This is a genomic window from Streptomyces sp. NPDC013187 (assembly GCF_042899705.1).
Lineage (GTDB): Bacteria > Actinomycetota > Actinomycetes > Streptomycetales > Streptomycetaceae > Streptomyces > Streptomyces hawaiiensis_A.
The window spans coordinates 99,980-124,022 of sequence record NZ_JBIBAF010000022.1 but is presented as its reverse complement, the minus strand read 5'-3'; the positions used below and the strand labels follow the sequence as shown (position 1 = coordinate 124,022).

At 72.0% G+C, this 24,043-nt stretch carries 21 protein-coding genes; 12 read left to right on the top strand and 9 right to left on the bottom strand.

What is annotated here, in order from left to right:
• The 4 genes from ACFY5B_RS35745 to glgB form a co-directional block, all read left to right on the top strand.
• The coding region (locus ACFY5B_RS35745) for a DUF3459 domain-containing protein (protein WP_389978125.1) at window positions 1–428 on the top strand (428 nt) is incomplete at its 5' end.
• The gene (gene treS / locus ACFY5B_RS35740) at window positions 425–2,125 is read left to right on the top strand and encodes a maltose alpha-D-glucosyltransferase (protein WP_344458866.1); all 1,701 of its coding nucleotides are present in this window, start codon (window positions 425–427) and stop codon (window positions 2,123–2,125) included. The genes ACFY5B_RS35745 and treS, both read left to right, overlap by 4 nt.
• A gap of 191 nt (window positions 2,126–2,316) precedes the next feature.
• A complete protein-coding gene (locus ACFY5B_RS35735; protein WP_389978121.1) occupies window positions 2,317–3,759 on the top strand; it encodes a maltokinase in 1,443 nt (480 codons plus the stop codon).
• 28 nt (window positions 3,760–3,787) lie between these two features.
• Window positions 3,788–6,652 (top strand): 1,4-alpha-glucan branching enzyme, encoded by a 2,865-nt coding sequence (gene glgB, locus ACFY5B_RS35730; RefSeq protein ID WP_389978117.1) that lies wholly within the window; start codon window positions 3,788–3,790, stop codon window positions 6,650–6,652.
• Between the two features lie 48 nt (window positions 6,653–6,700).
• Here glgB and ACFY5B_RS35725 read toward each other — a convergent pair whose 3' ends face one another.
• Entirely contained in the window at window positions 6,701–7,693 is a 993-nt protein-coding gene (locus tag ACFY5B_RS35725; protein ID WP_389978114.1) for an alpha/beta hydrolase, read from the bottom strand.
• Window positions 7,690–8,610 carry a zinc-binding dehydrogenase gene (locus tag ACFY5B_RS35720; protein ID WP_389978110.1) on the bottom strand — a complete coding sequence of 307 codons (921 nt, stop codon included), beginning with the start codon at window positions 8,608–8,610 and terminating at the stop codon, window positions 7,690–7,692. Before ACFY5B_RS35720 ends, ACFY5B_RS35725 begins: the two co-directional genes overlap by 4 nt.
• Before the next feature lie 89 nt (window positions 8,611–8,699).
• Here ACFY5B_RS35720 and ACFY5B_RS35715 point away from each other — a divergent pair, with 89 nt between their 5' ends.
• From ACFY5B_RS35715 to ACFY5B_RS35705, 3 genes are all read left to right on the top strand, one after another.
• Window positions 8,700–9,644, top strand: coding sequence for a LysR family transcriptional regulator (locus ACFY5B_RS35715; protein ID WP_389978107.1), 945 nt, complete (start codon window positions 8,700–8,702; stop codon window positions 9,642–9,644).
• A 124-nt stretch (window positions 9,645–9,768) separates the two neighbouring features.
• Window positions 9,769–10,074, top strand: coding sequence for a hypothetical protein (locus ACFY5B_RS35710; protein WP_389978140.1), 306 nt, complete (start codon window positions 9,769–9,771; stop codon window positions 10,072–10,074).
• Window positions 10,071–10,481: a hypothetical protein gene (locus ACFY5B_RS35705; RefSeq protein WP_389978104.1), complete on the top strand. Its 411-nt coding sequence runs from the start codon at window positions 10,071–10,073 to the stop codon at window positions 10,479–10,481. Before ACFY5B_RS35710 ends, ACFY5B_RS35705 begins: the two co-directional genes overlap by 4 nt.
• Before the next feature lie 37 nt (window positions 10,482–10,518).
• Here ACFY5B_RS35705 and ACFY5B_RS35700 read toward each other — a convergent pair whose 3' ends face one another.
• From ACFY5B_RS35700 to ACFY5B_RS35685, 4 genes are all read right to left on the bottom strand, one after another.
• Window positions 10,519–12,750: a HelD family protein gene (locus ACFY5B_RS35700; protein WP_389978101.1), complete on the bottom strand. Its 2,232-nt coding sequence runs from the start codon at window positions 12,748–12,750 to the stop codon at window positions 10,519–10,521.
• 171 nt (window positions 12,751–12,921) lie between these two features.
• Complete coding sequence (locus ACFY5B_RS35695; protein WP_389978098.1) at window positions 12,922–13,257, bottom strand: thioredoxin family protein; 336 nt, start codon at window positions 13,255–13,257, stop codon at window positions 12,922–12,924.
• Window positions 13,251–13,703 carry a MerR family transcriptional regulator gene (locus ACFY5B_RS35690; protein WP_389978095.1) on the bottom strand — a complete coding sequence of 151 codons (453 nt, stop codon included), beginning with the start codon at window positions 13,701–13,703 and terminating at the stop codon, window positions 13,251–13,253. The genes ACFY5B_RS35695 and ACFY5B_RS35690 overlap by 7 nt, the downstream gene beginning before the upstream one ends.
• A gap of 29 nt (window positions 13,704–13,732) precedes the next feature.
• Window positions 13,733–14,242 carry an Lrp/AsnC family transcriptional regulator gene (locus ACFY5B_RS35685; protein WP_389978092.1) on the bottom strand — a complete coding sequence of 170 codons (510 nt, stop codon included), beginning with the start codon at window positions 14,240–14,242 and terminating at the stop codon, window positions 13,733–13,735.
• A 45-nt stretch (window positions 14,243–14,287) separates the two neighbouring features.
• Between ACFY5B_RS35685 and ACFY5B_RS35680 the strand changes: the two genes are divergently transcribed.
• The gene (locus tag ACFY5B_RS35680; protein WP_389978089.1) at window positions 14,288–15,199 is read left to right on the top strand and encodes an NAD-dependent epimerase/dehydratase family protein; all 912 of its coding nucleotides are present in this window, start codon (window positions 14,288–14,290) and stop codon (window positions 15,197–15,199) included.
• A 1-nt stretch (window position 15,200) separates the two neighbouring features.
• A complete protein-coding gene (locus tag ACFY5B_RS35675) occupies window positions 15,201–16,100 on the top strand; it encodes an aldo/keto reductase (RefSeq protein ID WP_389978086.1) in 900 nt (299 codons plus the stop codon).
• Window positions 16,101–16,166: 66 nt separating this feature from the next.
• Here ACFY5B_RS35675 and ACFY5B_RS35670 read toward each other — a convergent pair whose 3' ends face one another.
• A complete protein-coding gene (locus tag ACFY5B_RS35670) occupies window positions 16,167–17,840 on the bottom strand; it encodes a DHA2 family efflux MFS transporter permease subunit (RefSeq protein WP_389978083.1) in 1,674 nt (557 codons plus the stop codon).
• Between the two features lie 111 nt (window positions 17,841–17,951).
• Between ACFY5B_RS35670 and ACFY5B_RS35665 the strand changes: the two genes are divergently transcribed.
• The gene (locus ACFY5B_RS35665; protein ID WP_389978080.1) at window positions 17,952–18,566 is read left to right on the top strand and encodes a TetR/AcrR family transcriptional regulator; all 615 of its coding nucleotides are present in this window, start codon (window positions 17,952–17,954) and stop codon (window positions 18,564–18,566) included.
• 100 nt (window positions 18,567–18,666) lie between these two features.
• Here ACFY5B_RS35665 and ACFY5B_RS35660 read toward each other — a convergent pair whose 3' ends face one another.
• Window positions 18,667–20,064 carry a cation:dicarboxylate symporter family transporter gene (locus tag ACFY5B_RS35660; protein WP_389978077.1) on the bottom strand — a complete coding sequence of 466 codons (1,398 nt, stop codon included), beginning with the start codon at window positions 20,062–20,064 and terminating at the stop codon, window positions 18,667–18,669.
• Between the two features lie 180 nt (window positions 20,065–20,244).
• Between ACFY5B_RS35660 and ACFY5B_RS35655 the strand changes: the two genes are divergently transcribed.
• Together ACFY5B_RS35655 and ACFY5B_RS35650 are read left to right on the top strand one after the other, a co-directional pair.
• The gene (locus ACFY5B_RS35655) at window positions 20,245–21,918 is read left to right on the top strand and encodes an ATP-binding protein (RefSeq protein WP_389978074.1); all 1,674 of its coding nucleotides are present in this window, start codon (window positions 20,245–20,247) and stop codon (window positions 21,916–21,918) included.
• A complete protein-coding gene (locus tag ACFY5B_RS35650) occupies window positions 21,915–22,604 on the top strand; it encodes a response regulator (protein ID WP_389978071.1) in 690 nt (229 codons plus the stop codon). The genes ACFY5B_RS35655 and ACFY5B_RS35650 overlap by 4 nt, the downstream gene beginning before the upstream one ends.
• Window positions 22,605–22,680: 76 nt before the next feature.
• Here the strand turns inward: ACFY5B_RS35650 and ACFY5B_RS35645 are convergent, their stop codons facing one another.
• Window positions 22,681–24,027: an enolase C-terminal domain-like protein gene (locus tag ACFY5B_RS35645; RefSeq protein ID WP_389978068.1), complete on the bottom strand. Its 1,347-nt coding sequence runs from the start codon at window positions 24,025–24,027 to the stop codon at window positions 22,681–22,683.
• Window positions 24,028–24,043: the final 16 nt, after the last annotated feature.

Here is a 24,043-nt window from a genome sequence, read left to right as displayed (position 1 = left end):
AGTACCAGCTCCGCCACCGCGACTGGGAGAACGCCGAACGCGAGGGCCGCACCATCGTCCCGCTGCTGACCCGGCTCAACACCGTCCGGCGGGAGAACCCGGCCCTCCAGCAGCTGCGCGACCTGCACTTCCACCACGCCGACCAGGAGGCGGTGATCGCCTACTCGAAGCGGAAGGGTTCGAACACGGTTCTGGTGGTCGCCAACCTCGACCCCCACCACACCCAGGAGGCCACGGTCTCGTTGGACATGCCGCAACTCGGCCTGGACTGGCACGAGTCGGTGCCGGTGCGCGACGAGCTCACCGGCGAGACCTACCACTGGGGCAGGGCCAACTATGTGCGCCTCGAACCGGGCCGGCGGCCCGCGCACGTCTTCACGGTTCTGCGACCGTCCACCCCGGAGATCGGAGGGTCACCCACAACATGATCGTCAACGAACCCGTTCCGGACACCTTCGAGGACACTCCTGCCAGGGACCGTGACCCGGAGTGGTTCAAGCGCGCCGTCTTCTACGAGGTGCTCGTCCGCTCGTTCCAGGACAGCAACGGCGACGGCGTCGGCGACCTCAAGGGTCTGACCGCGAAGCTCGACTACCTCCAGTGGCTGGGCGTCGACTGCCTGTGGCTGCCACCGTTCTTCAAGTCGCCCTTGCGCGACGGCGGCTACGACGTCTCCGACTACACGGCGGTGCTGCCGGAGTTCGGCGACCTGGCGGACTTCGTGGAGTTCGTCGACGCCGCCCACCAGCGTGGCATGCGCGTGATCATCGACTTCGTCATGAACCACACCAGCGACCAGCACCCGTGGTTCCAGGAGTCGCGCAAGGACCCCGACGGGCCCTACGGCGACTACTACGTGTGGGCGGACGACGACAAGCAGTACCAGGACGCGCGGATCATCTTCGTCGACACCGAGGCCTCCAACTGGACCTACGACCCGGTCCGCAAGCAGTACTACTGGCACCGCTTCTTCTCCCACCAGCCGGACCTCAACTACGAGAACCCGGCCGTGCAGGAGGAGATGATCTCCGCGCTGAAGTTCTGGCTGGACCTGGGCATCGACGGGTTCCGGCTGGACGCGGTGCCCTACCTGTACCAGCAGGAGGGCACGAACTGCGAGAATCTCCCGGAGACGCACGACTTCCTGAAGCGGGTCCGCAAGGAGATCGACGCGCAGTACCCGGACACCGTGCTGCTGGCGGAGGCCAACCAGTGGCCCGAGGACGTCGTCGACTACTTCGGCGACTACCCGAGCGGTGGCGACGAGTGCCACATGGCGTTCCACTTCCCGGTCATGCCGCGCATCTTCATGGCCGTACGCCGGGAATCCCGCTACCCCGTCTCCGAGATCCTGGCGAAGACCCCGGCGATTCCGTCGAACTGCCAGTGGGGCATCTTCCTGCGCAACCACGACGAGCTCACGCTCGAAATGGTCACCGACGAAGAGCGCGACTACATGTGGGCCGAGTACGCCAAGGACCCCCGCATGCGCGCCAACATCGGCATCCGCCGCAGGCTCGCGCCCCTGCTGGACAACGACCGCAACCAGATCGAGCTGTTCACCGCCCTGCTGCTGTCGCTGCCGGGCTCGCCGATCCTGTACTACGGCGACGAGATCGGCATGGGCGACAACATCTGGCTCGGCGACCGGGACGCGGTGCGCACGCCGATGCAGTGGACGCCCGACCGCAACGCGGGGTTCTCCTCGTGCGATCCGGGGCGGCTGTTCCTGCCCACGATCATGGACCCGGTCTACGGCTACCAGGTCACGAGCGTCGAGGCGTCCATGGCCTCGCCGTCGTCGCTGCTGCACTGGACCCGTCGCATGATCGAGATCCGCAAGCAGAACCCGGCCTTCGGACTCGGCTCGTACACCGAGCTGCCCTCCTCCAACCCCGCGGTGCTGGCATTCCTGCGGGAGTACGAGGACGACCTGGTGCTGTGCGTGAACAACTTCTCGCGTTTCGCGCAGCCCACCGAGCTGGACCTGAGCGCCTTCGAGGGGCGGCACCCTGTGGAGCTGTTCGGCGGGGTCCGCTTCCCGGCCATCGGCGAGCTGCCGTACCTGCTGACCCTCGGGGGCCACGGGTTCTACTGGTTCAGGCTCCGCAAGGAGACCGTGTGAGGTCTGAAAAGGCCTGTTGAGGCCCGATCCGCGGGACGGGCCGCAAACCCCGGCGGCGGGGCGTTTCCTCCGCCCCGCCCGGGGCACGCATCAGTAACACCCCGCCCACCCGCGTGAGCCGGAGGGGCGCCGTCCGGGGCCGGATGCAGGCCTCGGAGGCGCACCACAAATGGGTGAAAGGACGCGACGCCATGTCGGAAGCCGTCACACGCACCGTCACCACCCCGCCCGGCCTTCTGGTCTCCCTGGATCCGCTGCTGCGGGAATGGCTGCCGCGGCAGCGCTGGTTCGCGGGCAAGGGACGGCCGGTCACCGGGTTCACGCTGGTCGAGGCCACCGAACTGCTCCCGGCCACGTCCAAGCTGGGGCTGTACCACCTGCTCGTACGCGCCCATCAGCCCGTCGCGCCGACCCATGGCGCGCCCGGTCACCCCGGTGACTGCTACCAGCTGCTGATAGGCGTGCGCGAGGCGCTGCCGCCTCGGCTGGCGCCCGCGCTCATCGGACATGTGCCGACGGGACCGCTCGCCGGCCGGACCGTCTACGACGCCCTGCACGACACCCGGCCCGCCGAGCTGCTCCTGGAGGCGCTGCGCGCGCAGGCCCGGGTCGGCAGGCTCCGCTTCGAGCGGGACCCCGGCCAGGACATCCGCTCCGGGCTGGTGCCCCGCGTGGTGACCGCCGAGCAGTCCAACTCGTCGATCGTCTACGGAGATACGTTCATTCTGAAGCTGCTCCGCCGGATCGTGCCCGGGGTCAACCCGGATCTGGAGCTGCCGCTCGCGCTGGCCCGGGAGAACTGCCCCCGGGTGCCGGCGCCGACGGCCTGGATGGTCGCGGACATCGCCCCCACGGCGGACCCGGTCGTCGCGGCGGGCCCGGTGGACCTCGCCGGCCAGCCCTACGTCCTGGGAGTGCTCCAGCCGTTCCTGCAGGGCGCCTCCGACGGCTGGGAGCTGGCGCTGCGCGAGCTGGCCAAGGGTGAGGACTTCGGCGCCGAGGCGCGGGCACTGGGGCGGGCCACCGCCGAGGTGCACACCGCGCTGGCCCGGGCGTTGCCGACCGTCACGCTCGGTCACACACAGCTCGAGCTCATGGTCGACGGCATGATCGAGCGGCTGGACGCGGCCGTCCAGTCGGTGCCCGCGCTGCGGCAGTACGCCCGCGGGCTGCGGTCGGCGTTCACGGCGCTGGGCGATCTGGCCGCCGAGGGCCGCACCTGGACCGCTCAGCGGGTGCACGGCGATCTGCATCTCGGGCAGTGCCTGCGCTCGCCGTCCGGCGAGTGGCGGCTGATCGACTTCGAGGGAGAGCCGGCCCGGCCGCTGGCCGAGCGCCGCATGCCGCAGCCGGCGGTGCGCGACGTCGCCGGCATGCTGCGGTCCTTCGACTACGCGGCACGCTCGGCCGACCCGCCCCAGCCGGACTGGGCCGAGACCTGCCGCTCCGCGTACTGCTCCGGCTACGCGGAGGCCTCCGGCCGCGATCCGCGCACCGACCCGGTGCTGCTGCGTGCCTACGAGACGGACAAGGCGATCTACGAGGTGGTGTACGAGGCCCGGCACCGCCCCGACTGGCTGCCGGTGCCCCTGGCCGCCATAGACCGGCTCGCCTCGACCGGCCACCTGACCTGACCGACCCCTCGCTCTGGAGGCTCCGCCCGTGACCCCCCGCCCTGAGTCCAGCGGTTCGCGCCCTAAGGGGACCGCCGGGGAGAAGATCCCCGAGCAGCCCACGGCCGCCCAGCAGAAGAGCGCCGCGAAGAAGACGGCGGTGCCCAAACAGGCAGCGGCAAAGAAGGGGACGGCGGCCGCGAAGAAGGCAGCAGCCAAGAAGACGCCCGCTGCACCGTCACCCGCGGCGAAGACCACCGCCAAGAAGGCGGCCCCGGCGAAGACGACCGCCGCGAAGAAGGCCGTCGCGAAGAAGTCGCCTCCCGCGAAGGCGCCCGCGGCGAAGGCCACCGCCAAGAAGGTGGCCGCGACCAAGGCAGCCGCCGAGCAGACAGCCGTCAAGAAAACGGCGGCGAGCAAGACGGTCGCGAAGAAGACGACCGCGAAGAAGACGACCGAGAGGAAGGCGGTCGCGAAGAAGACGGCGGTCACGAAGACCGCCGCGGAGAAGGCCACCACGGCGAAGACGGCGGCCACCAAGGCCGCCGCGAAGGCCCTCACCAGGGCCACCACGAAGGCCGCTGCCGCCAAGTCTTCCGCTGAGAAGGCTCCGGCGAAGAAGACGCCGGCGAAGAAGACGACCGCCAAGGAAGCCGCCCCCCGTAGGACCACCGCCGGGAAGGCCTCCACCGCAGCCCAGGTCGTCCCGCCGGAGATGGAGGTGGCCGTCTCGCCCGCCGTCGCCGCGGCGGACCGGGAGCGGCTGCTCGGCGGCACGCACCACGACCCGCACTCCGTGCTCGGCGCGCACCCCGTGCCCGGCGGCGTCGCCTTCCGGGCGTTCCGGCCGTACGCCCTGGCGGTGACCGTCGTCGCCGGGGAGCTGCGAGCCGAGCTGCACGACGACGGGGAAGGGTTCTTCTCGGGGCTGCTGCCGCTGCGGGAGGTCCCGGCGTACCGGCTGATCGTGGAGTACGAGGGCACGGTCCTGGAGACCGAGGACGCCTACCGCTTCCTGCCCACCCTGGGCGACCTCGATCTGCACCTGATCGGCGAGGGCCGGCACGAGGAGCTGTGGACGGCGCTGGGTGCGCATCCGATGACCCACGAGGGCGTGACCGGCACCCGGTTCGCGGTGTGGGCGCCGAACGCGCGCGGGGTCCGCGTGGCCGGCACCTTCAACTTCTGGGACGGCACCGGGCACGTCATGCGGTCGCTGGGCTCGTCCGGGGTGTGGGAGCTGTTCCTGCCGGACATCGGCGAGGGCGAGCTGTACAAGTTCGAGATCACCCGCCCCGACGGCTCGAAGACGATGCGCGCCGACCCGCTGGCCCGCCGCACGGAGGTACCGCCCGCCACCTCGTCGGTGATCACGTCCTCGGAGTACGAGTGGGGTGACGCCGACTGGGTGGCCCAGCGGGCCGAAGTCCCCGCGCACGAGGCGCCGTTCTCGGTGTACGAGGTCCACCTGCCCTCCTGGCGACCGGGCCTGACGTACCGCCAGCTCGCCGAGCAGCTCCCCGGTTACGTGAAGAACCTGGGATTCACGCACGTCGAGCTGATGCCGGTCGCGGAGCACCCGTTCGGCGGCTCCTGGGGCTATCAGGTGACCGGCTTCTACGCGCCGACGGCCCGGCTGGGCACGCCGGACGACTTCCGGTACCTGGTCGACAAGCTGCACCAGGCCGGCATCGGCGTTCTCATGGACTGGGTGCCGGCGCACTTCCCGCGGGACGCGTGGGCGCTGGCCGAGTTCGACGGCCGCCCGCTGTACGAGCACGAGGATCCGCTGCGGGCCGCGCACCCCGACTGGGGCACGCTGGAGTTCGACTTCGGTCGCAACGAGGTGCGCAACTTCCTCGTGGCGAACGCCGTGTACTGGTGCGAGGAGTTCCATATCGACGGCCTGCGCGTGGACGCCGTCGCCTCGATGCTCTACCTGGACTACTCGCGCGAGGCGGGCCAGTGGACGCCCAACGAGCACGGCGGCCGGGAGAACCTGGACGCGGTGGCGTTCCTGCAGGAGATGAACGCGACGGTGTACCGCAGGGTGCCCGGCGTGGTCACCATCGCCGAGGAGTCCACCGCCTGGGACGGGGTCACCCGGGCCACCCACCACAAGGGCCCGAGCGGTTTCGGCGGGCTCGGGTTCGGGCTGAAGTGGAACATGGGCTGGATGCACGACTCGCTGCAGTACATGAGCCACGAGCCGGTGCACCGCAAGTACCACCACGGGGAGATGACCTTCTCCATGGTGTACGCCTACAGCGAGAACTACGTGCTGCCGATCTCGCACGACGAGGTCGTGCACGGCAAGCGGTCCCTGGTGTCGAAGATGCCGGGCGACTGGTGGCAGCAGCGCGCCGGGGTGCGGGCCTACCTCGGCTTCATGTGGGCCCACCCGGGCAAGCAACTGCTGTTCATGGGACAGGAGTTCGCGCAGGGCGCCGAGTGGTCCGAGGCGCACGGCCCCGACTGGTGGCTGCTGGACCCGGGGTACGGGGCGGAGGCCGACCACCGGGGCGTGCGTGACCTGGTCCGCGACCTGAACACCGTCTACCGGGCGACCCCGGCGCTGTGGCGCCTGGACACGGACCCGGCCGGTTTCGAGTGGATCGTCGGGGACGCCGCCGACGACAACGTCCTCGCGTTCCTGCGGCTGGACCCGGAGGGCGTCCCGGTGCTGGCGGTGTCCAACTTCGCGCCGGTCACCCGCCAGGACTACCGCTTGGGCGTCCCCGAGGACGTGCCCGCCTGGCACGAGGCCGTCAACACCGACGCGGCCCGCTACGGCGGCAGCGACGTCACCCACCCCGACCCGGTCAAACCCGAGCCGCAGCCCTGGCACGGCCGCCCGGCGAGCATCCGCCTGACCCTGCCGCCGCTGGCGACGGTGTGGCTGCGGCCGGCCTGAGAAGCCGGGGACGCGACAGGGAGCTCGAGGAGCGTTTTCGGGGGCGGCTCATCCCGCCGCTCCCGTCAGCGCCTCCGCGATGTGGTCTGCGAGCGGGAACAGCCAGTCAGCTCGCGCGTTGCCGAGCAGGTGGTCGCCGTGCGGCACCGGCAGGTGGGTGCCGTGCGGTGCCAGGCGGGCGAGCGGCTCGCCGTTCGTCACGCCGGGGATGACGTCCCGGCCGCCGTCCACGACCAGCAGGGGTGCCGTGATGCGCGGTGCCAGGCCGGTGAGGTCCACCCGGTCGGCGAAGGCGCGGGCGGCGTCGGCCCCTCCGGCCCGCTCGGTCATGATGTCCCGTACGGGCCGGGGCAGTTGGGTCCAGTCGAGGCGGAAGGGACCGCTGACGGTGGCGACGGCCGCCACGCGCGGTTCCAGTGCCGCCGTCCGCGCCGCGTAGTAGCCGCCCAGGCTGAGACCGACGAGCCCGGCGCGAGCGACGCCCAGGGCGTCGAGGACCCGGCCGACGACCTGCTCGTAGTCCGGCGTGAGGGTGGTCGTGGCCGTGAGGGCGCCCTGACCGGGGCCGTCCATCGCGTAGACCGCGAGCCCCCTGGCCAGCAGCGCGGACGTCAGGCCGAGGAACTCCTCCTTGGCCGAGTCCAGGCCGGGAACGACGACGACCGTGCCGCGGGCGTCCGCGGGGCCGCGCAGCCAGCCGGTGAAGCCCTCGCCGTCGACGCGCCGCGCATCGGGCTCCAGGACGGTCAGCGCCCGGCTCAGGGCCCGGTCCGCCCGGGCGGCGGCACGGTCCGCCTCCGCGTACGGCGCGAGCGTGGCGAGGTGGTACCACCGGGCCGCCATCAGGAGGTGTTCACCCGCGGAGACGGACGATCCAGCCCGCTCCGCCCGCTCGACGCAGGTGTCTCCGGTGCGGGAGAGGGACGGTCCCCAGTCGGCGACGGAGGTGAGGCCGGCGGTGACGCACCGGTACTCGTGGGGGTCGACGCCCGCGCCGGTGGCGCGCGTCCACTGGGCGGCGGCGAACTCGGGGGCGTTCACCGGGTTCCTCCGGTCAGCAGGACGGCCTTGCCACGGATCCGGCGCTGCCGCAGGTCGATCAGCGTGTCGGCGGTGTCCGCCCAGTCGGCGATCCGGCCGATCTCCGGGTGCAGCCGCTCCTGTTCCACCAGGCGCACCAACGTCCTGAGGTCGGGGGCGTAGGGCGCGCCCGCGTAGTGGAAGTGCCGGAGGGTGACGCGCTCGGGCCCGCCCAGGAGTTCGAAGAAGTCGAGGGTCGCCGGGGTGCGGCTCGCCTGGCCGAACCAGACGACCAGGCCGCCCGGGCGGGCCTTGGACAGGGCCACCGGCAGATCCGGGCCGCCTGTGGACTCCAGTACGACGTCGAACGGCCCCTGGGCCGCCGCCACCTCGTGCACCACCTCGGCGCCCAGCACCGCCAGCCGTTCGCCGCGCTCCGGTGTGGCCGTCACCGCGGTCGGCTCGGCCCCGGCGGCGACTGCCAGTTCGGTGACGTAGTGACCGACCCCGCCCGAGGCGCCGGTCAGCAGCACCCGCGTGCCGGCCAGGGGACCCGCGGCGCGCAGCAGGCGCAGAGCGGTGATGCCGGCGAGGGGCAGGGCCGCCGCCCGGACGCTGTCGACGCCGTCCGGGAGCGGTGCGAGGGAGTGCGTCGGCACCGCCGCGTACTCGGCCCAGCCACCGTGCGGCGGGTGTCCGGCCACGCGGGTTCCGATGGCGGGACCCGACCCGTCGGCCGCGGCCTGCACCACGAGCCCCGCGACGTCCTTGCCGGGCAACAACCCCGGGCGGGGGTCTTCGAGGAGGAACGTCTCGCCCCGGTTCGGTGCGAACGCCTCGACCTTGACCAGTGCCTCGTCCGGTGCCGGGACGGGCGGGGGGACCTCGGCGAAGGCGACCGGGCGGGCCGCCTCCCCCGTGGGAATCAGTCTTCGCATGCCGACATGCAACCCGCGCGGCCACTCCGCGATCCAACAACGGACGAGCAGGACCGACAACGTTCGGTTGTCGCCTAGGGTGGGAGGCCATGGATCTCGACATGGCGCAGGTGCGGACCTTCGTGCGCGCCGCCGAGGAACTGCACTTCGGGCGGGCGGCCGGCACGCTCGGCCTCTCCCAGCAGGCGCTGTCCAAGCGGATCGCGCGGCTCGAATCTCTCCTCGGCACCGAGTTGTTCGAGCGCGGAGGCAAGGCGGTCGGCCTCACGGAAGCGGGGCGGCGTTTCCTCGCGCCGGCCCGTCAGGCCCTGGCCGCGGCCGAGTCGGCGGTTGCGGCCGCGGTCGGACCGGACCGCCCTCTGCGGCTCGACGTCTGGGGGCATCTCTACGCGCCGATGCGGACGGTGGCCCGGGCCGCCGGGCATGCCGGGGAACTGACGCTGGGGCACGGACGCGATCTGCCGTCGGTGACGGCGTCCCTGCTGCGGGGCGACATCGACGCGGCCTTCGGCCGGGTCCACCCACCCCTGCACGGCGGGCTGGCCCACCGTCTGGTCCGCCTGGAGCCGGTGGACGCCGTGCTCAGCGCGGACCATCCGCTCGCGGCCGAACCCGCGCTACGGCCACAGCAACTGGGCGGCAGTGTGCTGTGGGCGCCGGGCGCTCTGGACCGGCTCGACTTCCTCCACCGGTTCGCCCACCGCTTCGGCATCCCCACCACGACCACGACCCTCAACCTGGGCCTCGCCCACTTCCTCGCCGAGGTGGTGGACGACCCGCGACGGTTCTCGCTGCTGCCCGCCGACGTCCCCCTGCCGGACGTGCCCGGCCTGCGTAGCGTCCCGCTGGTCGACCCCACACCGCTCTACGCCTGGTCGCTGCTGTGGCGCACGGGCAGCGGGCACCCGGGGCTGGACACCCTCACCACCGCCTTCGCCACGCAGGCAGGGCGGAACCGATGGCTGGAGTACGATCCGGCGCGCGACTGGCTGCCCGAGCCGCCCGGCGACCCGACCGCGGACAAGCCGGGGTGAGACCTTCCTCCTGTGACACGGCTGTGACCGGAGGAGTGGCCTCCACCACTGCCCGCACGGTGGGGCCCTGGTGGGGTGGTGGCATGGAAGCCTCCGTGCTCACCTCGCAGGTCCCGCCGTGCTGATGCGTCCGGTCTCGGTGGCCTGTGCCGTCGGCGCGCCCATCGCCGGGCTCGGTGTCGTCGCGTTGGCGTTGCCCGGGCGGCCCGAGCCATGGCAGGCCCACTTGATGTGCCGCGCAGGGGCGACGGCCGGGTGGGCGGCGGCGGCCGTGTACTCCCTGGGCTTCTTCGGTGTGCCGGCGTCGGAGCACGCGTTCGGTGACGGGGCGGACTCGATCCCGGCCCGGGCCCTGGCAGCCGCCCTGCTCTTCATCGGCGTTGGCTACGCGATCGAACTGCGGGCCCGGAAGGCCGCCACCGCGTCATGACGCTGCTCCCGGTGTTCGTCGGGCTCGTGGTCGCGTGGGTCGCGCTGCGGGGGTTGCTGGCGCATCCGCTGCTGCCTCTGTGGGTGAAGACGTCGGTCTTCTGGGCGGTGCCACTCACCGCGGCCACCTGGTTGTTCATCATGGCGGCGGACGATCCCGTGCTGTTCCCGGAGACCGCACCCTGCCCCAGAGAGCCGTACGAGGAGGGCGTCATCGGGAGCGGGAAGGTGACGGGGGTCTCCACCCCGTTCCCGCCGCGCGCCTACTGCCTTTGGGAGGACGGCACCGTCTACGAGCTCGCGCCCGGGGCCGAGTTCCTGTTCTGGGTCTTCTTCGCCCTGACCGTCGTACCGCTCGCGGCCGGGCTGTGGCACGCCTTGCGGGATCCGAGGTCGCTCCTGCGGTAGGCGGGCCCCGCACCCGGGCGGGTACGGGGCCGCTCCGCTACCCGAACGCGTCCGCCAGGGGCGTCGGCAGCTCCCCGGTGTGCAGCACGCCCAGCCTCTGGGTGGCCCGGGTCAGGGCCACGTACAGGTCGCTGGTGCCGTAGCGGCCGGGCTCGACCACGAGGACGGAGTCGAACTCCAGGCCCTTGGCCTGGCGCGGGTCGAGCAGGACGACCGCCTGGGTGAGGTCGGGTTCGGCGCCCGCCGTGACGCCGTCCAGCCGGGCAGCCAGGGAGCGGTGGAGGTCGCGCGGGGCGATCACCGCGAGCCGGCCCTCGGCGGGGGTGAGTTCCCCGACCGCCTTGGCCACCGCGCCCGGGAGGTCGTCGGTGGCGCGGGCCCAGGGGCGCACGCCCGTGGAGCGGACCGAGCTGGGCGGTTCGAACCCCGGCTGCTCGGCGCGCACCACGGCCGCCGCGACGTCCATGATCTCGGCCGGGGTGCGGTAGTTGACGCCCAGCCGGGTGTGCTCCCAGCGGTCCTCGACGTACGGGGAGAGGATGCCCGACCAGGAGCCGACCCCGGCCGCCTCCGACGTCTGGGCCGGGTCGCCGACCAGGGTCATCGAGCGGGTCGGGCTGCGCCGCATCAGCAGCCGCCACGCCATCGGCGACAGCTCCTGCGCCTCGTCGACGATGATGTGCCCGAACGCCCAGGTGCGGTCGGCGGCGGCGCGCTCTGCGGCACTGCGGTGGTCGTCCTCCTCGTGCCGCTCGGCGAACCGCTCGGCGTCGATGATGTCGTGCGCGGACAGCACCTCCGAGCTCTCGGGGTCGTCCTCCTCCTTGTCCTCGAACTCGTAGGTCCGGGACGCGTAGGACACGTCGAGCACGCCCTGCGCGTAGGCGATCTGCCGCTGCCGCTCGCGCTCGGCGCGGTCGCGGGCGAGCCGGTCGTCGTCGCCGAGGAGTTCGGCGGCCTCGTCGAGCAGCGGCACGTCCGCGACCGTCCAGCGCCGGGTCACCGGGCGGCGTACGGCGTCGGCGTCACCGGCGGGCAGGAATTCGTCCGGCGCGGCGAGGAAGTCCGCGACGAGCCGCTGCGGGGTCAGCAGCGGCCACAATTGGTCGACGGCCGACCAGACCTCGGGGTTCTCGGCGAGGTCGTCGCGGATCTGGGTGATGTCGCTGGGGTCGAGCAGGCTGGACCCGTCGAAGGGGTCGGTGCCGATCCGCTCGGCGTACAGGTCGGTGAGGGCGTTGAGGATGTGGCCCTCGAAGTGCTCGCGGGCGGCGTTGTGCGGCAGCTTGGCGGCACGGGTGCGCTCGCGGGCGACGTTGACCAGGCCGTCGTCGAGCATGAGGACCTCACGGTCGTGCTCGATGGCGATCACCGGGTCGGGCAGCGCCTGCCGGCTGCGCACGACCTCGGCGAGCACGTCGGCCATGCCGGCCCGGCCCTTCACGGCGGCGGCCTCGGGCGTGTCGGCCGCGGTCGCCTTGACGCCGGGGAACAGCTCGCCGACGGTCGCGAGGAGCACGCCCGTCTCGCCCAGGGAGGGCAGCACCTCGCCGATGTAGCCGAGGAACGCCGGGTTGGGCCCGACGATCAGCACGGCCCGCTTGGCGAGCAGCTCCCGGTGCTCGTAGAGCAGGTAGGCGGCGCGGTGCAGGGCGACGGCCGTCTTGCCGGTGCCCGGGCCGCCCTCCACCACCATGACGCCGCGGTGCGGAGCGCGGATGATGCGGTCCTGGTCGGCCTGGATGGTCTGCACGATGTCGCCCATGCGGCCGGTGCGCGCGGAGTTGAGGGCGGCGAGCAGTACGGCGTCGCCCGTCGGGTCCTCGTGGCCGGTGCGGGTCTCGTCGCCGAGGTCGAGGATCTCGTCGTGCAGATGGGTGACCCGGCGGCCGTCGGTCGCGATGTGCCGCCGGCGCCTGAGGCCCATCGGGGTGTGGCCGGTGGCCAGGTAGAAGGGGCGTGCGACATCGGCGCGCCAGTCGATGAGGACCGGGGTGCGTTCGGCGTCGTCGGTGCGCAGGCCGATGCGGCCGATGCGGTGGGTGACGCCCGAGGTGAGGTCGATCCGGCCGAAGCACAGGGAGCCGTCCACCGCGTTCAGCGCGGCGAGCAGCCCGGAGCGCTCGGCGACGAGGATGTCCCGCTCCAGTCTGGCCTGCATGGGGGTGTTGCCCTGCGCGAGCGCGTCCGTGACGGAGGTCTCGGCGTCGCCGCGCAGCGCGTCGACACGCGCGTACAACCCGTCGATGAATTCCTGTTCCTGTCGCAATTCATCGTCCGGAAATTCGGTGTTTGACAATTCCGCTCCCGCCCGGATATACTGTGCTCACTGAAACTTCCGTGACTGCAATAGACTTGAAGTCACGAACAGACAAATATACGCAAGGAAATCCCCCGAGCGCAATTGCTCGGGGGATTTCTTGTTGTCCGGGCGGGTCGCCTAGATCACGTCCGCGAGCTCCTCCAGCAGCTTCCGCTTGGCCCGCGCCCCCACCATCGCCTTCACGGGCTCGCCGCCGCGGAACACCATGAACGTCGGCACGGAGAGCACCTTGTAGGCGTTGGTCGTCGCCGGGTTGGAGTCGACATCGAGCTGCACCACCTTCAGCCGGTCGCCCTCCTCGGCGGCGAGGGCCTTGAGCACCGGGCCCATCTGGCGGCAGGGCGGGCACCAGCCGGCGGTGAACTCCACGAGCACCGGGAGTTCCGCGCCGAGCACCTTCACCTCGGAATCCGCGTCGGTCACATCGGTCACTCCGGTCACTCCGGTCACCATGGATCCCCTCCCAGTTCGCACACGGGCTCCGGACCGCCCGGAACCTCCGCCTCGGCGGCCAGCTCGGCCCGGGCCAGCTGCCGGGAGACCGTCTCCCTCACGGTGCTCAGCTGGCCGATCAGCGCGTCGAGTTCGCCCAGCTTGCGCCGGTAGACCGCGAGCGACGCCGGGCAGGAGTCGCCCTCAGGATGCCCGGCGCGCAGGCACTCCACGAAGGGCCGCGTCTCCTCCAGGTCGAACCCGAAGTCCTGGAGCGTCCTGATCTGCCGCAGCAGCCGCAGGTCGCTCTCGTCATAGGACCGATACCCTCCCCCAAGCTCTCGGCTTCGCTCGAGCAGGGGGGACCCCCATCCGCTGCGCCGCGCGGGCAGCAGCCCTCGCGACTCGTAGTACCGCAGCGTCCGCGTCGTGGTCCCGGCCCGTGCGGCCAGCTCGCCGATTCGCATGTGCTCGAACGTAATCCTTGACCCCGGCGTCAAGGCAACAGCGGTTTCCGCTCCACCGGGGAGGTCAGCACGATCGAGGTCGTGGTGCGGCCGAGTGCGGACACGGCCTCCAGGACCTCCTCCAGGTGGACGGTGTCCCGCACCGCGACCTTGAGGATCCAGCAGTCCTCCCCCACCACGTGGTGCACCTCGGTGATCTCGGGCCTCTCGATCAGTTCCAGGGTCCTGGGGTGCTTGAGGTTGTAGCCGCCGTGCGGGTTGACGCGGATGAACGCCTGGATGCCGTAGCCGAGCCGGGACGGCACGACGTGGGCGCCGTAGCCGCTGATCACGCCCGCCGCCTCCAGCCGCCGCACCCGCTCGGTGACGGCCGCGGGGCTCAGCCTGACCCGGCGGCCCAGCTCGCTGAGCTTGATCCGGCCGTCGGTCTGGAGCAGCTGCAGGATCTGCCGGTCCAGCGCGTCGAAGGCCACCGATGTTTCGTCGGCGGCGGTCCGCAACTGCCGTGGTTCTTTCGGCGCGGCGGCCTGAACTCCCATGGTTCCCCCTTCAGAGCGTGGATGTACGCCGGGAGAATTATGGCCATGGAAAAGGTTCTGGACGTCCTGGTCATCGGCGGCAACCGGTACGTCGGAAAGCGGCTGATCGCACGGCTGCTCGCCGAAGGCCACCGCGTCACCGTGCTCAACCGCGGGTCCTCCCCGCCGCCCGCCGGGGTGGAGCACCTGCGCGCCGACCGGGACGACGAACGGTCGCTGACCGACGCGCTCGGCTCCCGTGTCTTCGACGTCGTCGTCGACCAGGTCTGCTACACCCCGCGCCAGGCCGCGATCGCCCGCCGTGTCTTCACCGGCCGTACGCGCCGCTACGTGATGACGTCGACGGTCGAGGTGTACGAGTACGAGGACTCCCCCGCCCCCGTGCGTGAGGAGGCCGTCGATCCGTCCACCGTCACCGTCGACCTGGGCCTGCCCTGGGACGACCCGGCATTTCTGGAGGCCCATTACGGGGAGGGCAAACGGCAGGCCGAGGCGGTCCTCTCGGCCGGACCGGAGTTCGCGTCCACGGTGGTGCGGGTCGCCCATGTGCTGGGCGGGGCCGACGACTTCACGGGCCGGCTGGCCCACTACGCCGAGCGGATACGCACCGGCGAGCCGATCGCCGTGCCGGCGGTGAACCGGCCCGCCACCTACGCGTACGTCGAGGAGATCGCCCGGTTCCTGGCCTGGACGGCGGGCGAGGACTTCACCGGGCCGGTGAACGCCGCCTCCCGCGGGGCGCTGAGCACCGAGGAGCTGTGCGCGGCGGTGGCCGCTCATGTGCCCGGCGGCCGGGTCGAGTTCCGGGCCGTGGAGGTCGGTGAGGTCTCGCCGTTCTCCTTCCGCCGCTCCTACGGCATGGACAACACCCGGGCCACCCGGCTCGGCTTCACCTTCGGCGAGGCCCGGCAGTGGCTGCCGCGGGCCGTCGCGGAGACGCTCGGGAAGGGCGACTGACATGCGGTACAGGGCACTTGGCGGACTGCGGGTGAGCGCGGTCGGGCTCGGCGCGATGCCGCTGTCCATCGAGGGCCGGCCGGACGAGGAGCGTGCCCTGGCCACCGTGCACGCCGCGCTCGACGCGGGCGTGACCCTCCTGGACACGGCCGACTCGTACCATCTGCCGGGCGCGGAGCCCGGGCACAACGAACGTCTGGTGGCCCGGGCGCTGGCCTCGTACGGCGGCGACACCTCCGGCGTCCTGGTGGCGACGAAGGGCGGACGCGGCCGGCCGGTGGGCGGTGACTGGACGGTGAACGGCTCGCCTCGCCACCTCAAGGCCGCCGCCGAGGCGTCGCGCAAGCGGCTCGGGGTGGAGGCGATCGGCCTCTACCAGCTGCACAAGCCGGACCCCGCCGTGCCCTTCGAGGAATCGGTCGGCGCGCTGCGCGAGCTGCTCGACGCGGGCACGATCCGGCTGGCCGGTGTGTCCAACGCGGACGCCGACCAGATCCGCACGGCCCGCGGGATCCTCGGAGACCGGCTGGTGTCGGTGCAGAACCGGTACTCCCCGGCCGTCCGGGACAGTGAGCCGGAGCTGCGGCTGTGCGGGAAACTGGGGCTCGCCTTCCTGCCGTGGAGCCCGCTGGGCGGCCTGGCCCGCAGCTCCCTGGACGGGCCGTCGCGCACGGAGGGGGAGCAGCGCTTCGCGGCGTTCCACGCGGTGGCGGCGGAGCGCGGTGTCAGCCCCCAGCAGATCGCCCTGGCCTGGCTGCTGTCCCGGTCCCCGGCGGTTCTCCCAATCCCGGGAGCGAGCCGGCCACGGACGATCAGGGACTCGGCGGCCGCGGCGGACCTGCTGCTCACCGCGGAGGAGCTGGCCCGGCTGAACGGGACGGCGGAGCCGGTGCGCGCCTAGGGGGACCCCGGGCGCGTGCGTGGCGCCTGCCGCCCATCGGCGGAGGCGCCACTCCCGCAACCGGCCCTAGCGGGTCCCGGACGACTCCAGTTCCCTGTTCTCCTCGACGGGCTCGGCCGCCGTCTTCTCCTTGCCGGGCAGCAGCAGCGCCACCACCACCGTGCCGACGCCCAGGATCACGGCCCCGATCAGGCTGGTGTGGGCGACCGCGTCGGAGAAGGAGGATCCGACCGCGTCGGCCATCTGCCTGGCCCCGCCGCCGAGTTGTTCGGCCTGCGCCCGGAGTCGCTCGGCCTGCTGGGGGTCGCTCGTGTGCGCGGCCTGCTCGGCGAGCTGCCGGGCCTTGTCGCCGATGCCCCGGGCGACGGCGTACCCGGCCCCGACGGAGTCCTGGGCCGTGGCGAGGGAGGACGCGGGGAGCTTGCTGCCGGCCGTCGCGTCCGAGAGGTGGCCGGAGTACGAGGTCGCCAGCAGCGAGCCGAGGATTGCGATGCCCAGCGAACCGCCGAGCTCCAGCGACGTGTCGTTCACCGCGCCGCCGACGCCCAGCTTGGATTCCGGGAACGCCCCCATGATCGCGTCCGTGCAGGGCGACAGCGCGAGCCCGATCGACAGACCGAGGACGATCAGCGGCGCGACGAAGTCGCCGTACGACGCGCCGGAGTCGACCTGGGTGAGCAGGGCCAGGGCCGCCGTGCCGCCGACCATGCCGGCCGTGACGGTCCACTTCATGCCGACCCGGGGGGTGAGCAGACCGGTGAGGGCCGCCCCGACGAACACGGCACCCGCCAGCGGCAGCATGCGCAGGCCCGTGTCCAGGGCGTCGTAGCCGAGGACGAACTGGAGGTGCTGCGTCAGGTAGTAGAACGCGCCGAAGACCGCCAGGAAGAACAGGGCGACGGCGAGGTTGGAGCCGGCGAAGCCGCGGTTCGTGAAGCGGCGGACGTCGAGCAGCGGGCGCGGGTGGCGCAGCTCCCACAGGACGAAGGCTACGAGCCCGGCTCCTGCGACGACCGCCGCCGTGACCGCCTTCACGCCCCAGCCGAAGTGCGGACCCTCGATGATCATGTAGACCAGCGCGGCGATCCACACCACCGACAGCAGCCCGCCCCCGTAGTCGATGCGACCGCGGTCAGCGGCCTGGGACGGCGGTACGAGGACGAAGGCGCCGACGAGGGCCAGGACGGCGACGGGGACGTTGATGAGGAACGTCGACGACCAGCCGTGGTCCTCCAGCAGCGCCCCGGCGACCAGCGGTCCGGCCGCGATGGCGAGTCCGGCCGTGGCGGTCCACAGGGTGATGGCCTTGGCGCGTTCGGCGCGCGGGAAGGTCGCGGCGAGCAGCGACAGCGTGGCGGGCATGATCATCGCCGCGCCCGCGCCCATCACGGCCCGGGCGGCGATGACCGTCGTGGAGCTGTCGGCGAGGTAGCCGAAGACGGAGCCGCCCGCGAACACGACCAGGCCGAGGACGAGCGCGCCCCGGCGGCTGTACTTGTCGCCGATCGCGCCGAGCAGCAGCATCAGCGCGGCGTACGGGACGGTGTAGCCGTCGATCACCCACTGCAGGTCGGCGCTGGACAGGCCGAGGTCCTCGGTCATGGCGGGCGCGGCGACGGTGAGGGCGGTGTTGGCCATCACGATGATCAGCAGGCTGAGGCAGAGCACGAGGAGCGCCCACCAGCGGCGCGGGTAGGGGCGGTCCATCCTCTCGGCCGGTTCGTTCATGACGAGTCGCATGGCAGGGGTCGCCTTCCCAGCTCGTAGTTGCACATGGGTGTGCATTTACACAACGCTGTGCAATCTACGCCGTTGCACAGCACTGTGCAACTTCATGAGGGAAGGGGCACAATGGCCTCCATGACCACGGGAACCAGCCGCGCCGACGCCAACCGCCGGCGCATCCTCGACGTCGCCCTCGCCGAGCTGCTGCGTGACCCCGACGCGTCCATGGACCAGATCGCACGGGCCGCGGGCGTCGTACGGCGGACGGTGTACGGGCACTTCCCGAGCCGCGAGGCGCTGATCAGCACACTCGTCGACGAGGCCGTGGAGGCGCTGTCGGCCGCGCACGCAGCGGGCCGCGCGGACGTGCGGGAACCGGCGGAGGCGGTGGCGCGCTCGGTGCTGGCGGTGTGGGCGATCGCCGACCGCTACCGGCTGCTGGTCGCCCTCGCCCAGCGCACGGTCACCATGCAGGGCATCCGGGAGCGGCTCGCCCCGGTCCGGGAAGCGAGCATCGAGCTGCTGCGGCAAGGGCTGGACCAGAAGGTCTTCAGCTCGCCGCTGCCGGCTCCGGCCCTGGCGTATGTGCACGAGCAGATGCTGTTCGCCGTGATGGAGGCCGTGAACGACGGACTGCTGGAAGCGCGAGAGGCGGGCCGCTGCGCCGCGGTCACCGTACTGACCGCGGCGGGCGTGCCCGCCTCTGAGGCCACCGAACTGGTGGCGAAGCTGAACGCGTGAACTTCTCGATGTGACGCTTGGACTTCCCGCTGTGTGGACCGGGCGGCTGAGCGACGGGGGGACACCCAGCCGCCCGGATTCTGCGGGGGCGGCGCGGCCGTCAGGCCTTCGCCAGCTCCTTCTCGCCGCCCTGCTCGGGCACCTCGGCCTCGACGTGGTCGTCGGCCGGGCCGCCGTGGCCGTCGTCCAGCAGCGTCTTCTCGTCGAAGGGCAGCTGACCGGCGAGGACCTGGTTCACGCGGTCCTTGTCGATCTCCTTGGTCCAGGTGCCGATCAGCACCGTGGCGACGGCGTTGCCGGCGAAGTTGGTCAGGGCGCGGGCCTCGCTCATGAAGCGGTCGATGCCGACGATGAGGCCGATGCCGTCCACCAGGGCCGGCTTGTGCGACTGCAGACCACCGGCCAGCGTGGCCAGACCCGCGCCGGTGACACCGGCGGCGCCCTTGGAGGCGACCAGCAGGAAGAGCAGCAGCGGGATCTGCTCGCCGAGCGACATCGGCGTGCCCATGGCGTCGGCGATGAACAGCGAGGCCATGGTCATGTAGATCATGGTGCCGTCGAGGTTGAACGAGTAGCCGGTCGGGACGGTGATGCCGACCACCGGCTTGCTGACGCCCAGGTGCTCCATCTTCGCGATGAGCCGCGGCAGCGCGGACTCGGAGGACGACGTGGACAGGATCAGCAGGAACTCCCGGCCCAGGTACTTGAACAGCGTGAAGATGTTCAGGCCGGAGATGACGCGCAGCAGGGCGCCGAGCACGATGAAGACGAACAGGAAACAGGTGACGTAGAAGCCGAGCATCAGCACGGCGAGGCTCTTGAGCGCGTCCAGTCCGGCGGAGCCGGTGACGGCGGCGATGGCGCCGAAGGCACCGATCGGGGCGGCCCACATGACCATCGCGAGGATGCGGAAGACGAGCCGCTGGATGTGCTCGATGCCGCGCAGGATGGGCTGGCCGGCCGACCCCATGCCCTGGAGGGCGAAGCCCGCGAGGAGCGCGATCAGCAGGGTCTGCAGGACCGACTCGTTGGTGAACGCCGAGACGATCGTGGTCGGGATGATGCCGAGCAGGAACTCGGTGGTGTCCTTGGCCTCGGCGTCGACCTGGGCGTGGCCGGCGTCCTTGATCGCGTCGGTCACCGCGAGGCCGGTGCCCGGCTCCAGGATGTTGCCGACGACCAGGCCGATGCCCAGCGCCACCAGCGACATCACCATGAAGTAGCTGAGGGCGATGCCGCCGACGGCACCGACCTTGGCGGCCTTGCGCACCGAGCCGATGCCCAGCACGATCGTGCAGAAGATGATCGGCGAGATCATCATCTTGATCAGGGCCACGAAGCCGGTGCCGATGGGCTTCAGCCCGACAGCGAAGTCCGGCGCGGCCAGGCCCACCGCGATACCGGCGGCGACCGCGATGATCACCGCGATGTAGAGATAGTGCGTGCGGTCCCTCTTGGCCTTGGGTGCGGCAGGTGCCGTATCGGCTGCGCTGGTCACGGCGGCCCTCCTTGACGACGTCGTCGGCATCACCGGCGTGCGGCTCACGTCCGGGGGAAAAGGGAGCGGGGAGCTCCCGGAGATGCGTTATGGGGAATGCCGTGACTATGTCCTGCTCTGTGAGCGCGGTCACCCTTCCGTTCATTTAGTTCACAATCAGCCACGAGGCAGACTGACGACATGCGCTTCACCGTCCCCGGCCCCCGCAGTCTGGCGGGCCAGCTCTTCGCCATGCAGGCCGTTCTGATAGCGGTCGTCGTGGCCGGATACGCGCTGTTCTCCTACGTCAGCGACCGCAGCCAGGCGGAAGAGGCCGCGACCCGCCAGGCCAGGGCGGTGGCGCGGTCCGTCGCGGACTCCCCGTCGGTGCTGGCGGCGACCCGCACCCCCGACCCGACGGCCGAGCTCCAGCCGTACGCGCTGAAGGTGATGCGGGACACCGAGGTCGACTTCATCACGATCATGGACCCGCGGGGCATCCGCTGGACGCACCCGGACCCCCGGCAGATCGGCCAGACCTTCCAGGGGCACACCGAGCGGGCCCTGAAGGGCGAGACCTTCACCGAGACCTACACGGGCACGCTCGGCCCGTCGGTCCGCGCGGTCACCCCGATCCAGGACGGCGGCAGGGTCGTCGGCATGGTCAGCGCGGGGATCCGGGTCGAGCAGATCACCCAGCGGGTCCAGGACCAGCTGACGGCCCTGCTCGGCGTCGCGGCCGGCGCGCTGGTGCTGGGCGCGGTCGGCACGTACGTCATCAACGCCCGGCTGCGCCGCCACACCCACGGCATGAACGCCGCCGAGCTGAGCCGGATGCACGACTACCATCAGGCCGCCCTGCACGCCGTGCGCGAGGGGCTGCTGATGCTGGACGGGCAGTACCGTGTGGCGCTGATCAACGACGGAGGTCGGGAGTTGCTCGGCGTGGCCGGGGACGTGGTGGGCAGGTCGGTGGCGGAGCTGGGGCTGCCGGCCCCGCTGACGGGTGCCCTGCTGGCGTCGGAGCCGCGGGTGGACGAGGTGCATCTCACGGCGTCCCGGGTCCTGGTGATCAACACCTCGCCGGTGTCCGGCGGTGAGCGGCGCGGTACCGTCGTCACCCTGCGCGATGTCACCGAACTCCAGTCGCTGATGGGCGAGTTGGACTCGGAGCGGGGCTTCACACAGGCGCTGCGCTCGCAGGCGCACGAGGCGGCGAACCGGCTGCACACGGTGGTCTCGCTGATCGAGCTGGGCCGGGCGGCGGAAGCGGTGGAGTTCGCGACGGCCGAGCTGGAGCTGGCACAGGCACTGACCGACCAGGTCGTGGCGGCGGTGAGCGAGCCGGTACTGGCGGCGCTGCTGCTGGGCAAGACGGCCCAGGCGAACGAGCGGGGCGTGGAGCTGATGGTGTCGGAGGACAGCAGCCTGGACGACGGCCTGCTGCCCGAGTCCCTGCCGGCGCGGGACCTGGTGACGATCCTGGGCAACCTGATCGACAACGCCGTGGACGCGGCGCAGGGCAGCGCACGGGCCCGGGTGACGGTGGCGGCGTACACCCGCGGCTCCGGCGACGTCCCGGAGCTGGTGCTGCGGGTCTCGGACACGGGGCCGGGCGTGGACCCCGAGCACGCGGAGGCGGTCTTCCAGCGTGGCTTCTCGACGAAGCCGGCGGGCCCCGGCGGGCGGGGCCTCGGGCTGGCGCTCGTCCGTCAGGCGGCCCAGCGGCACGAGGGCTCCCTGACGGTCGCGGAGGCCGACGGGGGCGGGGCGGAGTTCGAGGTGCGGCTGCCGCTGCGGGAGCCGGGGACGCCGGCGGACGCCGTGCCCTCCGGGGCCGCCTCGGTGGCCAGAGGCGCTGGAGGCGACGCATGACGAGCAACGAGAAGGCCATCCGCGTCCTCGTGGTGGAGGACGACCCGGTCGCCGCCGACGCGCACGTCCTGTACGTCGGGCGGGTGCCCGGGTTCGTGGCGGTGGGCAAGGCGCACTCGGGCGCGGAGGCCCGCCGGGCCCTGGAGCGCACCCCGGTGGACCTCCTCCTGCTCGACCTGCACCTGCCGGACGGGCACGGACTGCACCTGGCCCGGTCCCTCAGGGCGGCCGGCCACCACGCGGACGTGATAGCGGTGACGTCGGCCCGCGACCTGGCCGTCGTACGCGAGGGCGTCTCCCTCGGAGTCGTGCAGTACGTCCTGAAGCCGTTCACCTTCGCGACCCTGCGCGACCGCCTCGTACGCTACGCCGAGTTCCACGCGGCGGTCGGCGAGGCGAGCGGCCAGGACGAGGTGGACCGGGCGCTCGCCGCCTTGCGCGCGCCGGGCCCGGCCGCGCTGCCCAAGGGGCTGAGCGCGCCGACGCTGGAGCGGGTGACGGTGACCCTGCGCGACAGCGCGGAGGGCCTGACGGCCGCCGGAGTCGCCGAGACCGTGGGCATCTCCCGCATCACGGCCCGCCGTTACCTGGAGCATCTGGTCGACGCGGGCCGCGCCGCACGCCGCCCGCAGTACGGCACGGTGGGACGGCCGGAGCTGCAGTACCGCTGGGTCACGGGCCAGTGACCGTTCATCGGCCACCGAACCCCGTGCACCCCTTCCGCCTCGGGAACCGCCCGCTCGGCGCCGCCGTCCGGGGCGACTACCGCACCAGACACGGCCGCTTCGGGTCGAACCGCCAGCCCGGGACCAGGTACTCCATGCCCGCCGCATCGTCCCGGGCCCCCAGCGCCTTCTCCCGGTACAGCTCGTGCGCCGCCAGCAGCCGGTCCATGTCGAGCTCGACGCCCAGCCCCGGCCCGGCCGGCACGGCGATCTCCCCGTCCACGATCCGCGGCGGCCGGACGGTCAGCCGCTCCAGCCCCTCCTGCCAGATCCAGTGCGTGTCGAGCGCGTTGTACTCCCCCGGCGCCGCCGCCCCGCAGTGGGTCACCATCGCCAGCGAGATGTCGAAGTGGTTGTTGGAGTGGCACCCCCATGTCAGCCCCATCTCGTGGCACAGCTGCGCCACCCGCACCGACCCCTGCATCGTCCAGAAGTGCGGATCGGCCAGCGGGATGGACACCGACTGAAGAGCCAGGGCGTGGGCCAGCTGTCGCCAGTCCGTGGCGATCATGTTCGTCGCGGTCGGCAGCCCCGTGGCCCGCCGGAACTCCGCGAGCACCTCCCGCCCCGAGTATCCGCCCTCCGCCCCGCACGGATCCTCGGCGTAGGCGAGCGTCCCCACCAGCGGCCGGCACAACTCGACGGCCTCCCGCAGCGACCACGCCCCGTTCGGGTCGAGAGTGACCCGGGCCTCGGGAAAGCGCCGCTTCAGCGCCCGCACCGCCGCGACCTCCTCGCTCCCCTCGTGTACACCCCCCTTGAGCTTGAAGTCCTGGAACCCGTACAGGTCGTACGCCGCTTCGGCCTGCCGCACGATCGCCTCCGCCGACAGCGCCTCCTCGTGCCGCACCCGGTACCACTCCACCGAGGAGCCGGGCTCCCGCACGTACTCCAGATCGGTCCGGTCCGGGTCGCCCACGTAGAACAGATAGCCCAGCACCCGCACCGAGTCCCGCTGCTGCCCGTCCCCCAGCAGCGCCGCCACCGGCACGTCGAGGTGCTGCCCCAGCAGGTCGAGCAGCGCCGACTCGACCGCGGTGACCGTGTGCACCGTGGTCCGCAGGTCGAACGTCTGCGCACCCCGGCCGCCCGCGTCCCGGTCGGCGAACCGCTCACCGATCTCGCGCAGCACCCGCTTGTAGTCGCCGATCTTCGCCCCGACGACGAGGGACTCCGCGTCCCGCAGCGTCCGCGTGATCTTCTCGCCGCCGGGCACCTCCCCCAGCCCGGTCCGTCCCTCGGAGTCGGTGAGCACGACGACGTTGCGGGTGAAGTACGGCCCGTGCGCGCCGGAGAGGTTCAGCTCCATGCTGTCCCGTCCGGCGACGGGATGGACGGCGAACGACGTGACGACCGGCTGCCGGCCGATGCTCCCTGTGCTCATGGATCGCCTTTCTAGA

Excerpts from the sequence above, each read along its gene's own strand:
- treS (WP_344458866.1), top strand. The coding sequence starts at position 425 with ATGATCGTCAACGAACCCGTTCCGGACACCTTCGAGGACACTCCTGCC.
- ACFY5B_RS35735 (WP_389978121.1), top strand. The coding sequence starts at position 2,317 with ATGTCGGAAGCCGTCACACGCACCGTCACCACCCCGCCCGGCCTTCTG.
- ACFY5B_RS35720 (WP_389978110.1), bottom strand. The coding sequence starts at position 8,610 with ATGCGAAGACTGATTCCCACGGGGGAGGCGGCCCGCCCGGTCGCCTTC.
- ACFY5B_RS35715 (WP_389978107.1), top strand. The coding sequence starts at position 8,700 with ATGGATCTCGACATGGCGCAGGTGCGGACCTTCGTGCGCGCCGCCGAG.
- ACFY5B_RS35710 (WP_389978140.1), top strand. The coding sequence starts at position 9,769 with ATGCGTCCGGTCTCGGTGGCCTGTGCCGTCGGCGCGCCCATCGCCGGG.
- ACFY5B_RS35705 (WP_389978104.1), top strand. The coding sequence starts at position 10,071 with ATGACGCTGCTCCCGGTGTTCGTCGGGCTCGTGGTCGCGTGGGTCGCG.
- ACFY5B_RS35695 (WP_389978098.1), bottom strand. The coding sequence starts at position 13,257 with ATGGTGACCGGAGTGACCGGAGTGACCGATGTGACCGACGCGGATTCC.
- ACFY5B_RS35690 (WP_389978095.1), bottom strand. The coding sequence starts at position 13,703 with ATGCGAATCGGCGAGCTGGCCGCACGGGCCGGGACCACGACGCGGACG.
- ACFY5B_RS35685 (WP_389978092.1), bottom strand. The coding sequence starts at position 14,242 with ATGGGAGTTCAGGCCGCCGCGCCGAAAGAACCACGGCAGTTGCGGACC.
- ACFY5B_RS35680 (WP_389978089.1), top strand. The coding sequence starts at position 14,288 with ATGGAAAAGGTTCTGGACGTCCTGGTCATCGGCGGCAACCGGTACGTC.
- ACFY5B_RS35675 (WP_389978086.1), top strand. The coding sequence starts at position 15,201 with ATGCGGTACAGGGCACTTGGCGGACTGCGGGTGAGCGCGGTCGGGCTC.
- ACFY5B_RS35670 (WP_389978083.1), bottom strand. The coding sequence starts at position 17,840 with ATGCGACTCGTCATGAACGAACCGGCCGAGAGGATGGACCGCCCCTAC.
- ACFY5B_RS35665 (WP_389978080.1), top strand. The coding sequence starts at position 17,952 with ATGGCCTCCATGACCACGGGAACCAGCCGCGCCGACGCCAACCGCCGG.
- ACFY5B_RS35655 (WP_389978074.1), top strand. The coding sequence starts at position 20,245 with ATGCGCTTCACCGTCCCCGGCCCCCGCAGTCTGGCGGGCCAGCTCTTC.
- ACFY5B_RS35650 (WP_389978071.1), top strand. The coding sequence starts at position 21,915 with ATGACGAGCAACGAGAAGGCCATCCGCGTCCTCGTGGTGGAGGACGAC.
- ACFY5B_RS35645 (WP_389978068.1), bottom strand. The coding sequence starts at position 24,027 with ATGAGCACAGGGAGCATCGGCCGGCAGCCGGTCGTCACGTCGTTCGCC.